The organism is Arthrobacter sp. SD1074B (genome assembly GCF_056780195.1).
On record NZ_JBRAZT010000001.1, the window covers coordinates 3,249,603 to 3,269,264 of the forward strand.

19 protein-coding genes are annotated in these 19,662 nt (G+C 68.4%); 7 read left to right on the forward strand and 12 right to left on the reverse strand.

Translation table 11 applies throughout. The annotated features are described in order from the left end of the window. Window positions 1-37: 37 nt before the first annotated feature. Window positions 38-1,207, reverse strand: coding sequence for an acetate kinase (locus ACUYM2_RS15095; protein ID WP_481600781.1), 1,170 nt, complete (start codon window positions 1,205-1,207; stop codon window positions 38-40). An 8-nt stretch (window positions 1,208-1,215) separates the two neighbouring features. Next, a complete protein-coding gene (gene pta, locus ACUYM2_RS15100; RefSeq protein ID WP_481600782.1) occupies window positions 1,216-3,345 on the reverse strand; it encodes a phosphate acetyltransferase in 2,130 nt (709 codons plus the stop codon). A gap of 91 nt (window positions 3,346-3,436) precedes the next feature. Here pta and ACUYM2_RS15105 point away from each other — a divergent pair, with 91 nt between their 5' ends. From ACUYM2_RS15105 to ACUYM2_RS15115, 3 genes are all read left to right on the forward strand, one after another. Next, a complete protein-coding gene (locus ACUYM2_RS15105) occupies window positions 3,437-3,958 on the forward strand; it encodes a hotdog fold thioesterase (RefSeq protein ID WP_481600783.1) in 522 nt (173 codons plus the stop codon). Window positions 3,959-3,972: 14 nt separating this feature from the next. Beyond that, window positions 3,973-5,310, forward strand: a complete 1,338-nt coding sequence (locus ACUYM2_RS15110) for an AMP-binding protein (RefSeq protein WP_481600784.1) — start codon at window positions 3,973-3,975, stop codon at window positions 5,308-5,310. A gap of 99 nt (window positions 5,311-5,409) precedes the next feature. Beyond that, window positions 5,410-6,021, forward strand: a complete 612-nt coding sequence (locus ACUYM2_RS15115) for a TetR/AcrR family transcriptional regulator (RefSeq protein WP_481600785.1) — start codon at window positions 5,410-5,412, stop codon at window positions 6,019-6,021. A gap of 87 nt (window positions 6,022-6,108) precedes the next feature. On the opposite strand, the gene ACUYM2_RS15120 is transcribed toward ACUYM2_RS15115, so the two are convergent. The 4 genes from ACUYM2_RS15120 to paaZ all read right to left on the reverse strand — a co-directional run bounded on the left by ACUYM2_RS15120 (window position 6,109) and on the right by paaZ (window position 9,500). Continuing rightward, window positions 6,109-6,480, reverse strand: coding sequence for a hypothetical protein (locus ACUYM2_RS15120; protein WP_481600786.1), 372 nt, complete (start codon window positions 6,478-6,480; stop codon window positions 6,109-6,111). Beyond that, window positions 6,477-6,602, reverse strand: a complete 126-nt coding sequence (locus tag ACUYM2_RS15125; RefSeq protein WP_481600787.1) for a hypothetical protein — start codon at window positions 6,600-6,602, stop codon at window positions 6,477-6,479. Before ACUYM2_RS15125 ends, ACUYM2_RS15120 begins: the two co-directional genes overlap by 4 nt. A gap of 170 nt (window positions 6,603-6,772) precedes the next feature. After that, entirely contained in the window at window positions 6,773-7,180 is a 408-nt protein-coding gene (locus ACUYM2_RS15130; RefSeq protein WP_481600788.1) for a VOC family protein, read from the reverse strand. Window positions 7,181-7,388: 208 nt separating this feature from the next. Next, complete coding sequence (gene paaZ / locus ACUYM2_RS15135; protein WP_481600789.1) at window positions 7,389-9,500, reverse strand: phenylacetic acid degradation bifunctional protein PaaZ; 2,112 nt, start codon at window positions 9,498-9,500, stop codon at window positions 7,389-7,391. A 161-nt stretch (window positions 9,501-9,661) separates the two neighbouring features. On the opposite strand from paaZ, the gene ACUYM2_RS15140 reads away from it, so the two are divergent. Together ACUYM2_RS15140 and ACUYM2_RS15145 are read left to right on the forward strand one after the other, a co-directional pair. Next, on the forward strand, window positions 9,662-10,078 hold the full coding sequence (locus ACUYM2_RS15140; RefSeq protein WP_481600790.1) for a PaaI family thioesterase: 417 nt from the start codon (window positions 9,662-9,664) through the stop codon (window positions 10,076-10,078). A 111-nt stretch (window positions 10,079-10,189) separates the two neighbouring features. After that, entirely contained in the window at window positions 10,190-10,927 is a 738-nt protein-coding gene (locus ACUYM2_RS15145; RefSeq protein ID WP_481600791.1) for a DUF4397 domain-containing protein, read from the forward strand. Between the two features lie 40 nt (window positions 10,928-10,967). Here the strand turns inward: ACUYM2_RS15145 and ACUYM2_RS15150 are convergent, their stop codons facing one another. Both ACUYM2_RS15150 and ACUYM2_RS15155 read right to left on the reverse strand, forming a co-directional pair. After that, window positions 10,968-13,667: a S1 family peptidase gene (locus ACUYM2_RS15150; protein ID WP_481600792.1), complete on the reverse strand. Its 2,700-nt coding sequence runs from the start codon at window positions 13,665-13,667 to the stop codon at window positions 10,968-10,970. A gap of 9 nt (window positions 13,668-13,676) precedes the next feature. After that, window positions 13,677-14,414, reverse strand: coding sequence for a tyrosine-protein phosphatase (locus tag ACUYM2_RS15155; RefSeq protein WP_481600793.1), 738 nt, complete (start codon window positions 14,412-14,414; stop codon window positions 13,677-13,679). A gap of 274 nt (window positions 14,415-14,688) precedes the next feature. Here ACUYM2_RS15155 and ACUYM2_RS15160 point away from each other — a divergent pair, with 274 nt between their 5' ends. Continuing rightward, window positions 14,689-15,474, forward strand: a complete 786-nt coding sequence (locus ACUYM2_RS15160) for an SGNH/GDSL hydrolase family protein (protein WP_481600794.1) — start codon at window positions 14,689-14,691, stop codon at window positions 15,472-15,474. Here the strand turns inward: ACUYM2_RS15160 and ACUYM2_RS15165 are convergent. Further along, the gene (locus tag ACUYM2_RS15165) at window positions 15,471-16,079 is read right to left on the reverse strand and encodes a GNAT family N-acetyltransferase (RefSeq protein WP_481601506.1); all 609 of its coding nucleotides are present in this window, start codon (window positions 16,077-16,079) and stop codon (window positions 15,471-15,473) included. The genes ACUYM2_RS15160 and ACUYM2_RS15165 overlap by 4 nt on opposite strands. A 129-nt stretch (window positions 16,080-16,208) precedes the next feature. Here ACUYM2_RS15165 and ACUYM2_RS15170 point away from each other — a divergent pair, with 129 nt between their 5' ends. Then, window positions 16,209-16,649: an SRPBCC family protein gene (locus tag ACUYM2_RS15170; protein WP_481600795.1), complete on the forward strand. Its 441-nt coding sequence runs from the start codon at window positions 16,209-16,211 to the stop codon at window positions 16,647-16,649. A 12-nt stretch (window positions 16,650-16,661) separates the two neighbouring features. Here ACUYM2_RS15170 and ACUYM2_RS15175 read toward each other — a convergent pair whose 3' ends face one another. The 3 genes from ACUYM2_RS15175 to ACUYM2_RS15185 are packed head-to-tail and all read right to left on the reverse strand — an operon-like array spanning window position 16,662 to window position 19,598. Beyond that, window positions 16,662-17,534: a 3-hydroxyacyl-CoA dehydrogenase family protein gene (locus tag ACUYM2_RS15175; RefSeq protein WP_481600796.1), complete on the reverse strand. Its 873-nt coding sequence runs from the start codon at window positions 17,532-17,534 to the stop codon at window positions 16,662-16,664. Between the two features lie 16 nt (window positions 17,535-17,550). After that, a complete protein-coding gene (locus tag ACUYM2_RS15180) occupies window positions 17,551-18,387 on the reverse strand; it encodes an enoyl-CoA hydratase/isomerase family protein (RefSeq protein ID WP_481600797.1) in 837 nt (278 codons plus the stop codon). Next, on the reverse strand, window positions 18,387-19,598 hold the full coding sequence (locus tag ACUYM2_RS15185; protein WP_481600798.1) for a thiolase family protein: 1,212 nt from the start codon (window positions 19,596-19,598) through the stop codon (window positions 18,387-18,389). Before ACUYM2_RS15185 ends, ACUYM2_RS15180 begins: the two co-directional genes overlap by 1 nt. Window positions 19,599-19,662 lie beyond the last annotated feature (64 nt).

Consider the following 19,662-nt stretch of genomic DNA (forward strand, 5'->3'; position numbering starts at 1 on the left):
GCTCCGTAAGCGCCGTTCTGGGCGCCCTGAAGGGCGGTTAGGGAGCAACCGATGAATGGGCGACGACGGCGGCCGTCGCCTCCGCGATCGCGCGTTCCTCGTCCGTCGGCACGACGAGCACCGGCAGCGCCGACCCCGGCGTCGAAATTACCCGCGGTTCCTTGGACCGCTCACGGTTCAGCCCGGCGTCGAGCTCCACGCCCAGCGCCCCCAGCCGCTCCGCGACAAGGTTGCGGAACTGGTGCGAGTTTTCACCGATTCCGGCCGTAAAGACCAGCGCCTTCGCGCCGCCGACGGCCACGTGGTAGCCGCCGATGTACTTCGCCAGCCGGTAGGAAGCCACGGCCAGCGCCATCGCGGACCTGGCGTCGCCGCCCTCCGCCGCTTCGACGACCGAGCGCATGTCGTTGTTCCCGGCGAGGCCCTTCAGCCCGGACTGGCGGTTCAGCATCGAATCGATGTCCTCGGCGGACCAGCCGGCCCGGCCCAGGAAGACCAGGATGGAGGGGTCCAGGTCGCCGGAGCGGGTGCCCATCACCAGGCCTTCCAGCGGGGTGAAGCCCATCGAGGTGTCAATGGACTTGCCGCCGCGGATGGCGGTAACCGAGGCACCGTTGCCGAGGTGGGCGATCACGGCATCGAACTCCTCCACCGGCAGGTCCAGCAGCGCCGCGGCCCGGTGCGCCACGTACTCATGCGAGGTGCCGTGGAAGCCGTAGCGCCGGATGCCGTGGTTGGTGTAAAGCTCGTCCGGCACGGCGTAGCGCCACGCGTACTCGGGCAGGGTGCGGTGGAAGGCGGTGTCGAAGACGGCCACCTGCGGCAGTTGCGGCCATTTCTTGCTGATGGCGCGGATGCCGAGGACATTGGCCGGGTTGTGCAGCGGCGCCAGCGGGTTCAGCCGTTCAATGGCGCGGGTGATCTCATTGTTGACCAGCACAGGTTCGGAAAAGCGTTCGCCGCCGTGCACCACGCGGTGGCCCACGGCGTCCAGCGGCCGGTCGCCCAGCGCCTCGTGGATCGCCCCGTCCACTTGTTCCAGAGCCTCGGCGTGGTCGCGGGGGCCCTCGATCTCGCCGTCGCCGTCACCGCCGTTGCCCATCCCGATCTTCTCGACCAGCCCCTCGGCGAGGACGCTGCCCGCTTCGACGTCGCGGACCTGGTACTTGAGCGAGGACGAGCCTGAGTTGATGACGAGCACGAGCATGGGGCCTCCTAAGCCTTGGCGTCGACGGGCTGATCGGTGGTTTGCCCTGCGGCCGGTTCGGCGGCCGGCTGCACCGACTGGGCCTGGATCGCCGTGATGGCGACCGTGTTCAGGATGTCGTCCACGGTGCAGCCGCGGGACAGGTCGTTGACCGGCTTGCGGAGCCCCTGCAGCACGGGCCCGACGGCGACCGCACCGGAGGACTGCTGGACGGCCTTGTAGGTGTTGTTGCCGGTGTTCAGGTCCGGGAAGATGAACACGGTCGCCTGCCCGGCCACGGACGAGCCGGGCATCTTGGACTCGCCGATGGCGGCGTCGACCGCGGCGTCGTACTGGATGGGGCCCTCCACCGCGAGGTCCGGGCGCCGCTGGCGCACCAGTTCGGTGGCCTCGCGGACCGCGTCAACCGCTTCGCCGGCCCCGGAGCCGCCGGTGGAGTAGGAGAGCATTGCCACCCGCGGTTCGACACCGAACTGGGCCGCGGTTTCGGCCGAGGCCAGGGCGATGTCCGCGAGCTGTTCCACGTTGGGTTCGGGGTTGACGGCGCAATCTCCGTAGACCAGCACCCGGTCCGGCATCAGCATAAGGAACACCGAGGAGACGATCTTGACGCCCTCGCGGGTCTTGACGAACTCGAGCGCCGGCCGGATGGTGTGCGCCGTCGTGTGCGCGGCCCCGGAGACCATGCCGTCCACCACGCCGAGCTGGACCATCATGGTGCCGAAGTAGCTTTCGTCCTGCATCACCTCGAGCGCTTTCGCCAGGTCCACGCCCTTGTGCGCACGCAGTTCCGCGTACTTCTGGGCGAAGCCCTGCCGCAGCTCGGAGGTGGCCGGGTCCACGATGTTGATGCCGGTCAGGTCGATTCCCTGCGTGGCGGCGAGCTCACGGACCACGGACTCGCGGCCCAGCACGGTGAGCTCGCAGACGTCGCGGCGGTGCAGGATCTCCGCGGCCCGCAGGATCCGGACGTCCGTGCCCTCCGGCAGGACAATGTGGCGGCGCTGCGAGCGGGCCCGTTCGATCAGGTCGTGCAGGAACCGCAGCGGTGTCATCCGTTCCGGCCGCGGCAGGTGCAGCCGCTCCAGCAGTTCCGCCTCGTCCACCCGTTTGGCCCACAGGCCCAGCGCGGACGCGACCTTGCGGCGGTGGCCGGACCAGATCTCGCTGCGCACCTCGGAGACCCGTTTGGCGGTGACGTAGGTGTCGTCCGGGGCGGCGAAGATCGGGAACGGGGCCTGCGCCAGCAACGAGTAGATGGTGGGGTCCGGGGCCAGCCCGCCGGTCAGGATGAGCGCCGACGGCACCGGGAACTCCGGCGAGAACGAGGATGCGAGGCAGGCCACCAGCACGTCCGCCCGGTCACCGGGAACGATCACCAGCGCGCCGTCGTCGAGCACGTGCAGGAAGTTGGCCACGTTCATGGCCGCCACCTTGACCGAGTGCACGTCGCGCTCCAGGTCCGGCAGGCCGGCCACCTGGCCGAGGCCCAGCGCGGACGCGACCTCGCCGGTGGTGGGCCGCGCGATGTCCTCCAGTTCGGGGAAGACGTACACGGGGCGGCCGGAGGCGCCCGGGCGGACCGCCGCGGCGATCTGCTCCAGGTCCTTGGGATCGGCGCGGTTGACCATGATCGCGAGCAGGGCGCACCGCTCGGCGAGGAGTTCCTTGCGGGCCACTTCGACGGCGTCCGCGGTTTCGGCCACGGTGCGGCCCCTTGCCCCGACGACGGCGACCATCGGCGCCGCGAGGTTGTTGGCGAGCCGGGCGTTGAGGTCGAATTCGACGGCAGCGTCTTGGCCGGTCAGGTCCGTGCCCTCGATGATCACCACGTCGCAGTGCCGGGACATCTCCGCGAAGATCTCGACGCAGCGGGAGTCGATCTCCTCACGTTTTCCTTCCGCCAGGAGGCCGCGGACCTCGGCGAAGGTCAGGCCTGCGCGGCAGCGTTCGTCGTCGAGGTCGAAGCGGGACTTCATCAGCGCGACCATCGGGTCGGCGTCGGCGTGGCCGTGGACCACCGGTTTGAAGAAGCCGATGCGGTCCGCGTGCCGGTGGAGCGTGTCCGCCAGGCCCAGGGCTATGAGCGACTTACCGGATCCCGGGGTCGTCGCGCTGACATATATTCCTTTGGCCATGTGTCCCAGCATACTTACACCCCTTGACAGCGGGCACCCGAATGGGATTACCTAATGAACATTCGGTAAATAAAGCTGGAGGCAACGACGCATGGCTGAACTGACGGTTTCCGGTGGCACCCACCCCGTCCTGAAAGACGACTACGCCTCCGAATGGATGGGCATTGAGGTTCTGGCGCTCGACGACGGCCACGCCACCATCCGGATGCCGCTCCGGCAGGAAATGCTCAACGGTTTCGGCATGGCCCACGGCGGAATGATCTTCGCCTTCGGGGACACCGCGTTCGCTCTCGCCTGCAATCCGGTAAAACCGGGCCCGGCCGACGCGGGGTCCATCACTGTCGCTTCCGGCGTCGACATCAACTTCATCAAGCCGGCCTTCCGCGGTCAGATCCTCACCGCCGTCGCCAACCACCGCGCCAGCACCGGCCGCAGCGGCCTCTACGATGTCCAGATCTACGCCGCCGACCCCGGCCCCGCGCAGAGCGCTGACGGCGCTCCCGCAGGGGCACACCCCACCACAACGCTCCCGGGCGGGCTACCCGCCGACGTCCCCCCGGGCGAACTCATCGCCGAGTTCCGCGGCCGCAGCCGCACCATCTCCAAGAAATAGAAATAGGGACCCAGATGACCACCCCCATCGCCGAATCTGCCCTCGCCCCCAGCGACGCCGTCCTGGACCGCGAAGAGACCATTTCCCGCGACGAGCTGGAGGCTTTGCAGCTCAGCCGCCTGCAGCACACCGTGGCGTACGCCTATGACCGCGTTCCCCTGTACAAGCGCAAGTTTGATGAGGCCGGCGTGCACCCGACGGACCTCCACGAGCTCTCGGACCTTGGGAAGTTCCCGTTCACCACCAAGGAAGACCTCCGGCTCGAGTACCCCTTCGGAATGTTCGCCGTGCCGCAGCACGAGGTGGCCCGGATCCACGCGAGTTCCGGCACCACCGGCCGCGCCACCGTGGTGGGTTACACCAAGAAGGACCTCGCTGACTGGGCCAAGCTGGTGGCCCGTTCGCTGCGTGCCTCCGGCGTCCGGCCGGGCATGAAGGTCCATAACGCTTACGGCTACGGCCTGTTCACCGGCGGCATGGGCGCCCACGCCGGTGCCGAGGCGCTGGGCTGCACCGTCATCCCGATCTCCGGCGGCCAGACCGAACGCCAGATCACGCTGATCCAGGACTTCAAGCCGGACGCGATCCTGGCCACCCCGACGTACCTGTTGACCATCGCGGACGCCATGATGAAGCAAGGCATCGACCCGGCCTCCACCTCGCTCAAGTACGCGGTACTCGGCGCCGAGCCGTGGACCGAGGAAATGCGGCACGAGCTCGAAGTGATGATGAACATCAAGGCCTGCGACATCTACGGCCTTTCCGAGGTCATGGGCCCCGGCGTCGCCGGCGAAGCCGTGGAAACCCAGGACGGCAGCCACATCTGGGAGGACCACTTCCGCCCCGAGATCGTCGACGCCTTCGACCCCTCCGTGGTCCTCGGCGACGGCGAACCCGGCGAGCTGGTCTTCACCTCGCTCACCAAGGAAGCCCTGCCGATCATCCGCTACCGCACGAAGGACCTCACCCGGCTGCTGCCCGGCACGGCCCGCCCGGCACACCGCCGGATGGGCCGCATCACCGGCCGCAGCGACGACATGATCATCCTGCGCGGCGTGAACCTGTTCCCCTCGCAGATCGAGGAAATCGCACTGCGCATCCCGGAGCTCAGCCCGCACTTCCAGCTGGAACTCACCCGCCCGGAAGGCCAGCGGATGGACCAGTTGACGGTCAAGATCGAGCGCCGCGAGGCCGTCACGGTCGAGGGCAGCGCGGCGGCGGCGAAGGTGCTGCAGCAGCAGATCAAGATCCACGGCGGCTCCTCCTGCACCGTCGACGTCGTAGATCCCGGTTCGCTGGAGCGCTCCAACGGCAAGCTGCGCCGGATTTACGACCTGCGCCCGAAGGCCTGACCGGCTCGGGCTTGTTCCGCCACCGGGCCGGCCCGGCAGCTGTGACCTCCCGGGCCACGGCTGCCGGGCCGACCGACCGTTCATGAGAAACTAGCGAGTATGCCCAGCACAGGAACCACCACCAAGCGCGGCCGCCCCGGCTATGACCAGCAGTCGGTGCTGCTGATCGCCGTCGACGTCTTCAACCGCCACGGCTACGACGCCACCTCGATGGGCATCCTCGCCGAGAATCTGGGCATCTCAAAGTCCGCGATCTACCACCACGTGCCGTCCAAGGGCGATCTCCTCAAACTCGCCCTCGACCATGCCCTGGGCGGCCTTGAGGCCATCCTCGACCGGCCCGAGGCGCAGACCGGCACCGCCGAAGCCCGGCTTGAGTTCGTGGTCCGCGAGACCATCTCCGTCCTGGTGGAACGGCTGCCGTTCGTCACCTTGCTGCTGCGGTTGCGCGGCAACACCGAAATCGAGCGTGACGCGCTGGAACGCCGGCGCACCTTCGACCACAAGGTGGCGGCACTCATTTCCGAGGCCCGCGATGAGGGTTCGCTGCGCCAGGACATTGATCCGCGCACTGTCACCCGGCTGCTGTTCGGCACCATCAACTCGATCGTTGAGTGGTACAAGCCGGGCGGTTCGCTCTCCCCCGCGAAGCTGGCCGACGACGTCATCACCATGGCTTTCCACGGCCTCCACGTCCCCAGCCAGGCCTGACGCCCCCACCCCGGGGGTATCCAGTCCGTCCGGGGGACTTTGACGGTTGCTGGACGTTATCCACCGCCACGCCTCGGCGGGTCCGTGTCAATGTGCCCCCGCAAGGCCGGGGAATCCGTTCGCGGCCACGAACCAGCACATGTACAGCAGCACCGCGGACAGCGGGAGCACGGCCAGCCCGAGCAGGATCGAGTAGTCCCTGGCGCGGAGCAACGCGGCCAGGTTGACCGCCAGCGTGGCGGCCACCACGAGGGCCTGGAAAATGCTGTTCGCGACCACCGCCCGGGGCGACTCGAACATGCCGCCGGCACCCACCAATAACGTCACGAGGTACCAGGACGGCAGAACCCAAACCGGGAAGGCGACCATTGCGAGATCCAGGACCAGAGCCACGTTGCCCACAGGGGTGCGTGGCAGCCAGGCGATTTTGCGGCCGCGCGCCCTGGACGACGCCGTCACGGGGCCGCTGCGCCCTGGGCCGTGGTGAGCCGGCCGAGGTAACACATCAGCGTAGCCGACAGCAGCCGGACGACGCGACGGTTCCGGGTTTCGGATGCCGGCCGGGAAGACGAAACAGTCATGTCTGCACGCCTCGCCTCCGCCGTCCGGGAGTCCGGTTTCAAGCTACACCCGGGATGCAGCAGCGGGACAGGACCCGGAGGCCCTAGCGCGGACATGGAACAGCGCCCCGGAAGGCCGGGACGCTGTTCTGCAATTCCGTTCCGCGGACTGGTAAGCCAGGCGCCGCCGCTCAGAGCTGGTAGTCGGCTGCCGTGGTGATGTTTTCGTGCACGCAGAGAATGTTGTGCTCGGAGTCCATGAACCATGCGCACTTTTCGGAATCCGTGGTGCAAATGTGGTTCTCCGTCTTGAGATCGGGGAGATCGTAATCCTGGAACGTGACGCCCTTGGCTTCCATCTCCTTGACGGTGCGTTCGATCTCGCTGACTTCGAAACTCAGGGTGGTGTGCTCTGAATGCTTTCCATCCTTGACAGGCATCAGCTGCAGCATGGGGCCGCCTTCTGAGCCAAAGAGTTCGCTTCCGTCGTCTGCCACGCCACGGTGCGGGAGCCCCAAGGTGTCCGCATAGAAATGCCGGGCACGCGCTGCATCATCGACTGGCAGGACTGTTGTGGCTTTATTCAGTACTAGGGACATTTCGCCACCTCCTACGAGCATGATTTTACGCCGCCGTCGGGTGCAAAGAGCCCGCCAACCGCGAACCGAACACCCGACGCTCCCTCACCTCCGGCCGCCCAACCGACGACGCTCCCGCACTGGATGAGGGAGCGTCGTCAACGGAACCGCAGGAGGTGAGGGAGCGTCGTCAACGGAACCACAGGAGGTGAGGGAGCGTCGGAGGGGCCTACTTCTCAACGAGGGTCAGCACGTCGTAGGTGGCCACGATCTCGTCGTTCTGGTTGGTCAGGACCGCGTCCCAGGCCACCTCGCCGTACTCGTCGGTCTCGCGCGGGGTGATTTTCTTGGCCGTCAGCGTGACCCGGATGGAGTCTCCGGCCGCGACCGGCGTGATGAAGCGCAGGTTTTCCAGGCCGTAGTTCGCCAGCACCGGACCCGGCGCGGGCTCCACGAACAACCCCGCGCCCCAGGCCAGCAGCAGGTAGCCGTGCGCCACGATGCCGGGGAAGAACGGGTTGGCCTCCGCCGCTTCCTGGTTGGTGTGGGCGTAGAAGGTGTCGCCCGTGGAGTTCGCGAACTTGGTGATCTCCTCCAGCGAGACCTCGCGCAGCTCCGAGCGGATGGCGTCGCCGATGTGCAGCGTGCTCAGGTGCTTCCGGAACGGGTGCTGGCCCTCGGTCTCGAGCGTGAAGTTGCGGTCCGCGCCGGTGTGCCAGACGCCCGTGACGGCCGTGAGCATGTTGGGCGAGCCCTGGATGGCGGTGCGCTGCATGTGGTGCATGACCGAGCGGATTCCGCCCAGTTCCTCGCCGCCGCCGGCGCGGCCGGGGCCGCCGTGGACCAGGTGCGGGACCGGGGAGCCGTGGCCGGTGGAGCTGCGGGCGTCCTCGCGGTTGAGCATGAGCACGCGGCCGTGGTGGGCTGCGATGCCGGTGACGAGTTCGCGGGCCACGGCCGGATCGTTGGTGCAGACCGAGGCGACCAGCGAGCCGCCGCCGCGGGCGGCGAGGCGGACGGCGTCGGCGAGGTCGGTGTAGCCGATCACCGAGGAGACCGGGCCGAAGGCTTCGAGCGAGTGGACTTCTTCGGCTTCCGGGTCGGCCCAGCTCAGCAGCACCGGGGACATGAATGCGCCGTCCTCGACGACGCCTACGCTCCCGTCCGCGCTGGTGACCTTCGGCGAATCGATGGTGCCGTACGCCAGCTCGCCGCCGGCGTCGAGCATCGACTGGACGGCGGCGCGCACGTCGGCGAGCTGCTCACGGGAGGCGAGGGCGCCCATCGTGACGCCCTCGGCGCGCGGGTCGCCGAGCACGACGCGTTCGGTGATCCGCTCCCCCACGGCGGCGACGACGTCGGACACCAGTTCCTGCGGCACGATCGCGCGGCGGATCGACGTGCATTTCTGGCCGGCCTTGGCGGTCATCTCGGTGACGAGGGACTTGATGAACGCGTCGAATTCCGGCGTGCCCCTCACAGCGTCCGGGCCTAGGATGGCGGCGTTGAGCGAGTCGGTCTCGGAGGTGAAGCGCACCCCGCCCTTGACCACGTTGGGGTGGGACTTGAGCGTGTTGGCGGTGGACGCGGACCCGGTGAAAGCAACGAGGTCACGGTAGTCCAGGTGGTCCAGCAGGGTGCGGACGGAGCCCGAGACGAGCTGCAGCGAGCCCTGGGGCAGGATGCCGGATTCGTCGATCGCCTTCACGACGGCCGCGGCGACGTAGCCGGTGGGGGTGGCGGGCTTGACGATAGTGGGGACGCCCGCAATGAAGGCCGGGGCAAGCTTTTCGAGCATGCCCCAAACCGGGAAGTTGAAGGCGTTGATCTGCACGGCGACGCCCGGGATCCGGGTGTAGATGTGCTCGCCGGCGAAGGACCCATCCTTCGAGAGCACCTCCATCGGGCCGTCCACCACCACCTGGGCGTTGGGCAGCTCGCGCCGGCCCTTGGAGCCGAAGGTGAACAGCACGCCGATGCCGCCGTCGATGTCGATCATCGAGTCGATCTTGGTGGCGCCGGTCTGCGCGGACAGCGCGTAGAACTCCTCGCGGCGGCCGTTGAGGTACTGGGCCAGCTCCTTGAGCTTCAGGGCCCGCTGGTGGAAGGTCAGTTTGCCCAGTTCGGCCTGCCCGGTGGTGCGCCCGTAGTCGACGACGGCGGCAAGGTCCAGGCCCTCGGTGCTCACCCGTGCCAGGAGCTCACCGGTGCTGGCGTCCAGGACGGAGGCTGCGCCGGACGCGGACGCGGCGTCGGGGGTCCACCACGAGTTCCGGATGAAGCTGGGGACGATCTCGACGGTGCCTACAGAAGGTTCCGGAGCTGTTGTGGTGGTGGTCATCGTTGACGGGTCCTTCCAACGCGGGGCAAGATCAACACGGCCAGAGCATTACTGACCGTCCGTTCGGTAATATGTCTACAGTACATGAATGAGCCCTGCGGCACACTAGTAGCGGCAGGACCGGACGGCCCGTGACAGGCCAGAGCACCAGAGGAGACGCTATGACGCCCGACCCCCGCAGTACCGAGCTGTGGAAGATCACGCTTGGGGAACTGGACGAGAAGATGGGGGTCAAAATCATCGAGCAGTCGGTGGAACGCGTTGTGGCCACCATGCCGGTGGAGGGAAACCGCCAGTCCTTCGGGCTGTTGCACGGCGGCGCCTCGCTCGCCGTGGGCGAAGCCGTGGGTTCCTGGGCCTCGGTGATCCACGCCAGCACGCTGGGCAAGACGGCGGTGGGCGTGGACGTCTCAGCCACGCACCACAAGTCCGCCCGCGAGGGGATCGTCACGATCACAGCCACCCCGATCCACCTCGGCAGCACGGTGACGACCCACGAGGTGCTGATCACCAACGAGGCCGGCGACCGGCTCTGCACTCTGCGGATCACCAACCTGCTGCTGGACCGCAAGGGCTGACCGTTTTAAGCAAAAGTTCCCACCGGCTGCATCTAAAGCGGGTCCCCGGCCGGTAGTAACGGTGTAAGCAAATCACCGCCCGAATCCGGGCAACTCAACGAGGAGTTTGAAATGCGCAAAACCGTTTATGCCGCCGGCGCCGTGTCGATGGTGGCCGCCCTCGCTTTCGCCGCCCCGGCCCAGGCCGGCGGGAAGCACGACGGCGGCAGGCACCACGGCGACGATGCCGTCCTCTCCGTCCTGCACGGCGTTCCCGGTCTCACCGTGGACGTGTGGGTGAACGGCAAGCTCACCCTGGACGACTTCAAGCCCGGCAAGCTCGCAGGCCCGCTGAAGCTCGAGGGAGGCAGCTACAAGATTGCCGTCACGGCCGCCAACGCCAAGAGTGCCGACGACGCGGTGATCGGCCCCGTCGAGGTCAAGCTCAGGGAGGGACGGAACTACACCGCTGTTGCCCATCTTGACGAGGACGGGGATCCCACCGCCACCCTGTTCAAGAACGACACCTCGCCCAGCCCCCGGGACCAAGGCAAGCTGACGGTCAGGCACGTAGCGGCCGCGCCCGCCGTGGACGTCCTTGCCGGCAAGACTGCCGTCATCGAGGATCTGACGAACCCGGACCAGGAAGTGCTAACGCTGAAGGCCGGGACCGTGTCCGCCTCGGTGGCGGCCGCCGGGACCACCAAACCCCTGATCGGCCCGGCTGACATTCCAGTTACCAAGGGCAAGAACACGATTGTGTACGCCTGGGGCAGCCTCAAGAAGGGCACCCTCGGCGTTGCGGTCCAGATAGTCGACTCGGACAAGTGGCGGGACCACGGCCGGCACGGCCGCAAAGCCGAACATTGAGCCGAAGCCTGGCTTCCGGGCTGACGCGGGGCCTCCGTCCCTAGCGGACGATGCGCCGCCGCGCTCCGGCCACCTGGACTCCGATAAGGAGGACGGCGCCCAGCAGCATCGCGACGGCGGCAAGGGCTGCTGTCGTCAGGATCGTCCCGGCCCCGGTGTCCGCGAGTTGGCCGGAGCCGGCCGTAACCACAATGGGCGCGTCCGCATGGGTCGCTGCGGCCGGGGCCGCCGAAGCGGCAGGGCCCGCCGGGACCCCCGGGACGGAGGCGTGAGCCGGAGGGCCGGGGGGCCCGGCGGGGTCAGCGGGGGTTCCGGGCTCCACCGGGGCCGCCGGTGCGGCCAGGATGGTGAACGCCACCTGCCGCGGGGCCGAGGCGACCCCGTCGACCGACTGGGTCACGGACAAGGTATGGCGGCCCGGAGTCAGGTCGGCCGGGAAGGGAACGCTCCAGTGCCCTCCCGCCACCACCAGTTGCGGCAGCGCCAGGGCAACGGTCCGGGAACCGGCCGCCGCCCCGCTGCCGGCCTGCGCGGCCACGGGTGTTCCGTCAATCAGTACCCGCACCTCGGCGCCGTCGACGCCGGTTCCCTGGATGGTCCGGGGACGCGACCCGCTGCGGATTTGTGTGCCGTCGGGGATACCGGAGATCGCCGGGGCGGGCGGGCGGACCGTGAAGGTTGCCACGGCCGCGGGGCTGTCCGGCGTCCCGGCCGTTGAGAGCACGGCCGACACGTCCACCTTGCCGTAGGGCGCCGGGTGGTCCAGGCGCACCGTCCAGTGGCCGTCAAGTTGAACTGTTCCGGTGCCGGCCACGTCTCCGGACAACGTCACCGCCGCACCGGGTGTCCCGGTGCCGTCAATCCGGGTGAGGGAACCAACCGGGCCGCGGTTCGGCGTCGTCAGCGTGGGCGCGGCAAGGGCGGACGGGGCCACGGTCACCGCGAACGACGCCGGCGCCGACCGGCTGAAGCCGTTGATCGTCGTCGCCGTGAAGGTGAGCGGCCCGGCGGTCAGCGGAGCCGGGAACTGCCAGTTCCCCGAGCGCCCCACCGGGGCCTTAAGGGTCTGCCCGGCCAGGGCGTGCGGCCCCGTAATAGTGATGCGCACTGTGGTATTCGCCGGAAGCGAGGTGTTGGGTTCGGCCCGGACGGTGCCGGTAATCGGCTGGCCGGCCACCGCCTCGGCGCCGCCCGGGTTGCCAGCCGGCTTGCCGGCCAACTCGGGCGCGCTCAGGAAGAGCTGGAGCTGGACGCCGCCCGGTATGTGCGACATGGCATCCTCGAGGGAGGTCGCGACGGCGAAATTGGGAGCGCCCTGCGGTTCCCCCGCCGAGTGTGTGCCCACCGCGAAGTTGCCGCTGATCCAGGGTCCGCCGGAGTCTCCGCCGCTGGATGTGACGTCATAGGACAGGAAACCCTTGAAGGCGCGCAGGTCGCAGGGGCTGACCGGCACGCCGTTGGCGTCGGTACAGGTGGTCCCGGTGGTGGGATTACCGGCGGCGACGTAGATGCCGGTCTCGGCCACGCTGCCGCAGGACCACCCGTCGGTGCGGCCGGACCGGCAGACCGCCTGGCCTTGGTACGGCGCTGCCGTTCCGACGATCTTCACGGCGGTCCCTGCCGGGCTGGCCGGGTTTTCCCACGTGGTGGCGGAGGGCTGGACGTTGAGTCCCGGACGCAATCCCTTGAGGACGGCAATGTCCGTGCCGATGTTGCCGGGACTCGCCTCCGAGCCCGTGATGGGCGAGTTCTCCGGTCCGCCGAACTGGCTGAAGCCGAACGTCCCAAGCGGTTTGAGGGCAGCCGGAAGTGCCGTCGTCGCCCCTCCCGCGGGCGCCGCGGTGGGCGGCTCGAGGTCGGCGTTGACTGCCTTTCCGTCTTCGGCGCAGTGCCCGGCCGTCAGCACCAGCGGCAGGCCGCTCGGATCAAAGGCCCCGAAGCCGGCAGAGCAAATAGTCATGTTGTCGATCACATAGCCCTGGCCGCCGAACAGGTCATCTTCGGTCTTGATGGCTGTTCCCTTTTCAAGCAGCACGTTGGCGTACCGTGATACGAAGTCGGCGGGCGAGATTTTCCCGGGGGCCGGTTCCGCAGGCGAGGGGGCTCCCGGGTCCTGCGCTTCCGGGATGTTGGTGCCACCGGTGCGGATGATGAAGTGGCCGTCGGCGAAGGCTACAGCCTGCAGACCGGCCGGTCCCACCTCATGGACGTATGCCTGGAAGAGCTGTTCAGTGCTGCCGGCGACCAATTCCGGGGCCGCCTGGGCCTTGGCCAGCGGTGCGGACGGCGTGGGGCTATGCAGCGTGGGGGCGTGCAGCGTGAACTCGGCCGGCCCTGCGGAGTTGAGTTCGCCGATCCGGGCCTGGAGCTCCGCGCCCGAGCCTTCCACGACGATTTTTCCGTCCTGCAGCCGGATCCCGACGTAGCCCGGCAGCCCCCGGAGGCCGGGCGCGGCGTCGGCGGCCCGTTTGGCCTGCGCACCGGCGGCGTTGAACTCCTCAAGCGTCATACCCAGGTCCCGGCTGACCGCTTCGGCGAGTCCGGCGTCGCTGATGCCGGCTTGCGGGGACGGTGCAGCCGGCCGGAAGGGAGACGGTGCAGCCGGCGGGGAGGCAGACGGCGTAGCGGGCTTGGAGGGCCCGGCCTCTGCGAGGGCAGGGACGGCCAGCGACGACCCCGCGAGCGCGACGGCGGCCGCCGCCACGGCGCGCATCACCGACTGGTACCTGGGAGTCTTCACCCGGTTACTCTAGCGCCCCAGTTTGCGCAGGATGGCAGCCACCTCCGGGACCGTTACTCCATTGTGGCCCAAAAACTCCGGTGTCCGCACCTGCCGAACAAAACCCAGGAGGCTTTCCTGGCGCCGTTCAATCAGCGGCGTGAGGGCCTCTTCTGGCAAGTACCGCTCGTGCGGATGCGGGAGCCCGGAGACCCGGTGGTACTCGTTGATGCCCCGTACGGCGCGCTCGTACGCCAGGGCGATTTCGGCCTCCCCCGCGCCGCCAAGGTCCTGCAGCATGGCTGCCACCATTCCGCTGCGGTCACGGCCGGCCGAGCAATGGATCACGACGCCGCCGGGCGCTGCAGCCACCGCTTGGAAGACGGCTGCGAGTTTTCCGGGGAAGATCCTGGCGTTGTCCGCATAGGACGCGGGATCGTTCAGATAGGGAACGCAGAGCGCCCGGAATTCGCTGTTGCCGGGATCCTCGGTGGGGGCGTGGACGACGTCGAATGCGGCCAGGACCGCCTCGTTCACCGTCGGATCGGTGTCGCGGCGGCGGATTTCGTCCGGGTTGCGGAGGTCGATCACGGTCCGGACGCCGCCGTCGTACGCCTGCTGCCAGCCCGCCTCGGTGAGCCATTCCCGGCGGCCCATCCGGTACACGCTGCCGCCGATGTGCCACGCATTGACGGCCCCCTCCCAGTCCACCGCACCGGACTCCGCCTGGCCGGGTGCGTGGCCGCTGCGCGGGGCAGGATTCGTCATCTGGAAAGTTAAGCACACTCCGGCTCCGCTGCGCGGGGCGGATTCGGGGAACCCGGACACTTGGGACTATTGGCATGGGCCCGGAACCGGGCCGCCGCGTAGGGTGGCGGTGGACCTGGCAGCCGCCGGGCTCCTTTTCAGCCCCTGCCGTCCGGACTGGCACCCCGGCACGGCACGGATGCTGTACCTGCGTGCTATTGATGGGAACACCATGGGATGTCTGAAACTCCGGCGACGGCGGACGGCTCTGGCGGCCGGTCTCGCCACCCTGGCAATGGCGGTCAGTCTGGCGGCGGTCCCCGCGCAGGCCGCGGAGAAGACCAAGTACATCGCGCTCGGCGACTCCTACGCCGCCGGCCAGGGAGCGGGGCCGTACAAGAACGACACTTGTTACCGCAGCGAGAACTCGTACTCCGAGCTCGCGGCTGACTCCAAGGCCATCAAGCTGGTTACGAACGCGGCCTGCAGCGGCAAGACGACCCAGGAAGTGGTGGCCACCCAGCTGCGTCAATTGAACAAAAGCACGGACCTGGTGACCATCACGGCCGGCGGCAACAACCTCGGGTTTGGGGACATCGTCACCACCTGCGGTACGGCCATCTTCGATTCCGCCTTTGCTGCGGCATGCGCCGATGCCAGCGCAACGGCGAAGGCCAAGCTCGTCAGCGGACAGCTGGCCGGGGATGTGGCTTCCATGATCCAGAGTGTGCAGGCTGCCGCTCCCAACGCCAGGATTGTGGTGACCGGCTACCCCTACCTCTTCGATCCGATCCCCGCCGGCCGGACCGATCGGATGTCCCAGTTCATCTACCGGGCCACTGACCTGGCCGACGGCCTTAACGGATCCATCGCGGTGGCCGCCGCAGCCACCGACCCCACGGCCCTTCGGGTCAAGTACGTCGACGTCCGGACCGCTTTCGCCGGCCATGGCATCATCTCGAACGACCCATGGATCAACGGCGCGGTCCCGGACAGCCCGGATGGCTTCCACCCGAACGCCAAGGGCTACAAGGCGTACTACACGGCACTGAGCAGCGACGGAACGTACTCTGCACCCTAGCGCCGGCTCGCCAGCCTGAACTCAAGGGCGTTCCGGACCATCGGCCACTCGTGTTCGAGGATGGAATACACCACGGTGTCACGCAGCACGCCGTCGGCGGTCCGGGTGTGGCTGCGCAGCACGCCGTCCTGTTTGGCGCCCAGCCGGGCGATCGCCTCGCGCGACTGGTGGTTGAGCCAGTGCGTGCGGAATTCGACGGCGGGACAGCCGAGGGTTTCGAAGGCGTGCCGGAGCAACAGCAGTTTGGAGTCCGGGTTGCTGCCGCTGCCATGCGCGGAGGCGGCGTTCCAGGTGGACCCGATCTCCACCCGAGGTGTGGCGGCGTCGATGTTCATGTAGGTGGTCATGCCGATCACCTTTCCGGGCCCGCCGGTGCCCGGGTCGAGCAGCCGGGTGGTGAACGGCAGCATCGATCCGGCCTGCTGCAGGGCCAGGCGCCGGTCGATTTCGGCTGCCATGGCCTCCGGGGCCGGGACGGAGGTGTACCAGAGCTTCCAGAGTTCGCCGTCCCGGACCGCGTCCACCAGGCCGTCGTGGTGGGCACGGCTCAGCGGCTCCAGCACCACGTACTGGCCCGTGAGGGTGATCGGTTCAATGCGGGGCAGCGCCGGGATAGTCACGGCACCATCCTAAAGGCGCGGCGCCGCGGGCCGTCCCGCCAGGGATTCCTCGCCTGCGCGGGCTACCCGCGCGGGCCGGCTACCACTGGCCGGCGTTCTGGGTAGGCTGGGCGCATGATCACAGTCACCGACACCGTCCGCTCCGCACTGGAGGCCGGCAAGGCCTTCGCGTATCTCTCCGCTTTCGAGCACACGCCGGAGTGGGACCCTGGAACTCCCGTGGTCAGGAAGCTTTCCGAGGGCCCGGTGGCAGTGGGACACCGCTACCACGCAGAAGCGGAGTTCCGCGGCAAGCGCCAGGCGCTGATCTACGAGGTGGTGGAGCTCGCGGGAACCGTCATCAAGCTTCGCGGCGAAAACAAGACCGTCATCTCCGTGGACACGATCGACGTCAAACCCTTGGGCGCGGGCTCCGAGGTCCGGTACACGGCGGAGTTCCGGCTCAAGGGATGGCTCAAGCTCGCCGAACCGTTCGCTAAGCCGGCCTTCCAGTCACTGGCCGGTCCCGCCATGGACGGCATGAGAAAGAGGCTCGACGCGCTGGCAGCCGACTAGCCCGCCGGGGGCTCAGTCGGTCCAGTCGAAGAAGCCCTTGCCGGTCTTGCGTCCAAGTTCGCCGCGGGCCACCTTGTCCCGGAGGATCTGCGGCGGCGCGAAGCGCTCGCCCAGCGTGGAGGCCAGGTATTCGGCAATGCCGAGCCGGACGTCGAGGCCGACGATGTCGGTGGTGCGCAGCGGGCCGGTGGGGTGCTTGTAGCCCAGGACCATGGCGTTGTCGATGTCCTCGGCGGAGGCGACGCCCTCCTCCACCATGCGCATCGCTTCGAGGGCGATCGCGACGCCCAGCCGCGAGGAAGCGAACCCCGGGGCGTCATTGACGACGACGGCGGTCTTGCCGAGCGCTTCCACCCAGCCGGCGGCAGCCAAGGCGAGGGTTTCGCTGGTCCGCTCCCCGAGGACGACCTCGATCAGGGTGGACGCGGGGACCGGGTTGAAGAAGTGCAGGCCCAGGAAGTTCTGCGGGCGCTTCAGCTCGCGGGCCAGGCCGTTGACCGAGAGCGACGAGGTGTTGGAGGCCAGGTAGGCGTCCGCGGCGAGACGTTCCTCGATTCCCCGCAGCGAGGCCACCTTCAGGTCCCAGTCCTCGGGTACGGCCTCGACGACGAGCTGGCGGTCCTTGAAATCGTCGTAGTCCACGGTCACGGCGAGCCGGGAGACCATCTCGTCGAGGTTGCCGTCGGTGGCGCCGCGCTCGATGCTTTTGGCTGCCGCGGACTCCACGCGCTCGCGGGCAGCCTCGGCGGACTCCTCGTCGCGCTCGACGACGAGCACGTTGGCGCCGTTGATCAGGAAAGCGTGGGCGATGCCTGCGCCCATCCGGCCGCCGCCGAGCACACCGACTGTCGCGGGCAGGTTAGCGGGGAGTACGGAGTTGCTCATCTGTTCTTCTTCCGTCTTAATTCTGGTCGAGCTTCTGGTCCGGCGCGCTGGCTGTTTCCTTGGCCGGTTTCTTCGCGGTTTTCTTGGCCAATTTCTTGTCCAGGAAAGCCTGCATGCGGTCGAACTTTGCCTGGGATTCGAAGAGGATGCCCTGCGCCAGCTGGTCGATCAGCGGGTGCGCCTCAGCCGGGGCATGGAACACGGACTTGGTGATCCGCACCGCGAGCGGGTCCTGCTGCGCGATCCGGTCCGCCAGCGCATGGGCGGCGTCCATCAGCTCCGCGGGTTCGTGAACCTCGGTGATGAGCCCTACGGCGAGCGCCCGGTCGGCGCGGAGCACGGCACCGGCCAGCAGGATGTCCTTGGCCACCGGCTCCCCCACCAATTCCTTGAGCCGCCAGCTGGCCCCGGCGGCGGCAAGAATGCCGAGTCCCGTTTCGGGATTGCCGATCCGGACGCCGGGGGTGCCGATCCGGAAGTCGGCCGCGTAGGCCAGTTCGGCGCCGCCACCCAGGCAGAACCCGTCGAGGGCAGCGATGACCGGCATCGGCAGCTTGGCGATCCGGACGAAGATGGTGGAGTTGATGCCCTGCAGCGCGTCGTCCCGGCGGCGTTCGCGCAGCTGGCCGATGTCGGCGCCGGACGCGAACACGCCTTGGGTGCCGGCCAGAACCAGCACCTTGGGCACCTGTTCCAGGTACGCGCAGACGCGGTGGAGCTCGTCGACCATCTGCTGGTCGATCGCGTTGCGGACCTCGGGACGGTTGAGCAGCACCACCACACGGTCGGCGCGCTCCTCGACCAGGAGCGTGACGAAGCCCGCGGTGTCCATCCCGCCGGGCTGCCCCGGCATTAGACCCGCTCCAGCAGCAGGGCGGTGCCCTGGCCGACGCCGATGCACATGGTGGCGAGACCGATTTTTGCGTCCTCACGTTCCATCCGGCCCAGCAGGGTGATGGCGATCCGGGATCCGGACGAGCCGAGCGGATGCCCCAGGGAGATCGCGCCGCCGTCGCGGTTCACGATCTCCGGGTCGATGCCGAGCCGGCGCATGCTGGCGAGCGACTGGGTCGCGAAGGCCTCGTTGAGTTCGACCGCCCCGAGGTCGCCGACGTCGAGGCCGGCCCGGGCGAGCACCTTCCGGGTGGCAGGAACGGGGCCGATGCCCATGATCTCGGGCTCACAACCGGCCGAGGCGCCGTCGATGATGCGGGCCCGCGGGGTGAGGCCGAGCTTCTGGATCGCGGCTTCGGAGGCGACGATAATCGCGGAGGCGCCGTCGTTGAGGGTGGATGAGTTGCCGGCGGTGACCACGGAGCCGCCGGCGACGACGGGGCGCAGCCCGGCGAGCACGTCCATGGTGGTGCCGGCCCGGGGGCCCTCGTCGGTGTCAACAACCGTCTCGCCCTTACGGGTCTTGACGGTCACCGGAACGATCTCGTCGGCGAAACGGCCGGCCGCGATCGCGGCGAGGGAACGTTCGTGGGAGCGCACCGCGAAGGCATCGGCGTCCTCACGGGAAATGCCGTCCACGCGGGCGACTTCCTCTGCCGTCTCCGGCATGGAATAGGTCATCTTGCCGTCGCGGGAGAGCTCCCCCTTCTGGAACAGCGGGTTGGCGAAGCGCCAGCCGATGGAGGTGTCGAAGATCTGGCCGGGCTTGGCGAACGCGGTCTGCGGCTTCTCCTGCACCCACGGCGCGCGGCTCATGGATTCGACGCCGCCGGCAATCACGATGTCCGCGGCACCGGATTTGATCATCTGGCTGGCCATGATGATGGCGCTCAGGCCGGAGGCGCACAGCCGGTTGACGGTGATGCCGGGGATGTGGAGCGGGAGCCCGGCCAGGAGGGTGGCCATCCGTGCGACATTGCGGTTTTCCTCGCCGGCACCGTTGGCGTTGCCGAGGATGACCTCGTCGATGGCGTCCGGATCGACTCCGGCGCGGGCCACGGCTTCGCGGACCACCAGCGCCGCCAGGTCGTCGGGACGGACCGCGGACAGGGCACCGCCATACCGCCCCACGGGAGTGCGGGCACCGCCAACAAGAAAAGCCTCGACCATGAGAACATCCTTCACCAAGGGAGCAGGGCCGGCAGCAAACCAAATTACCGACCGTTCGTTCTAT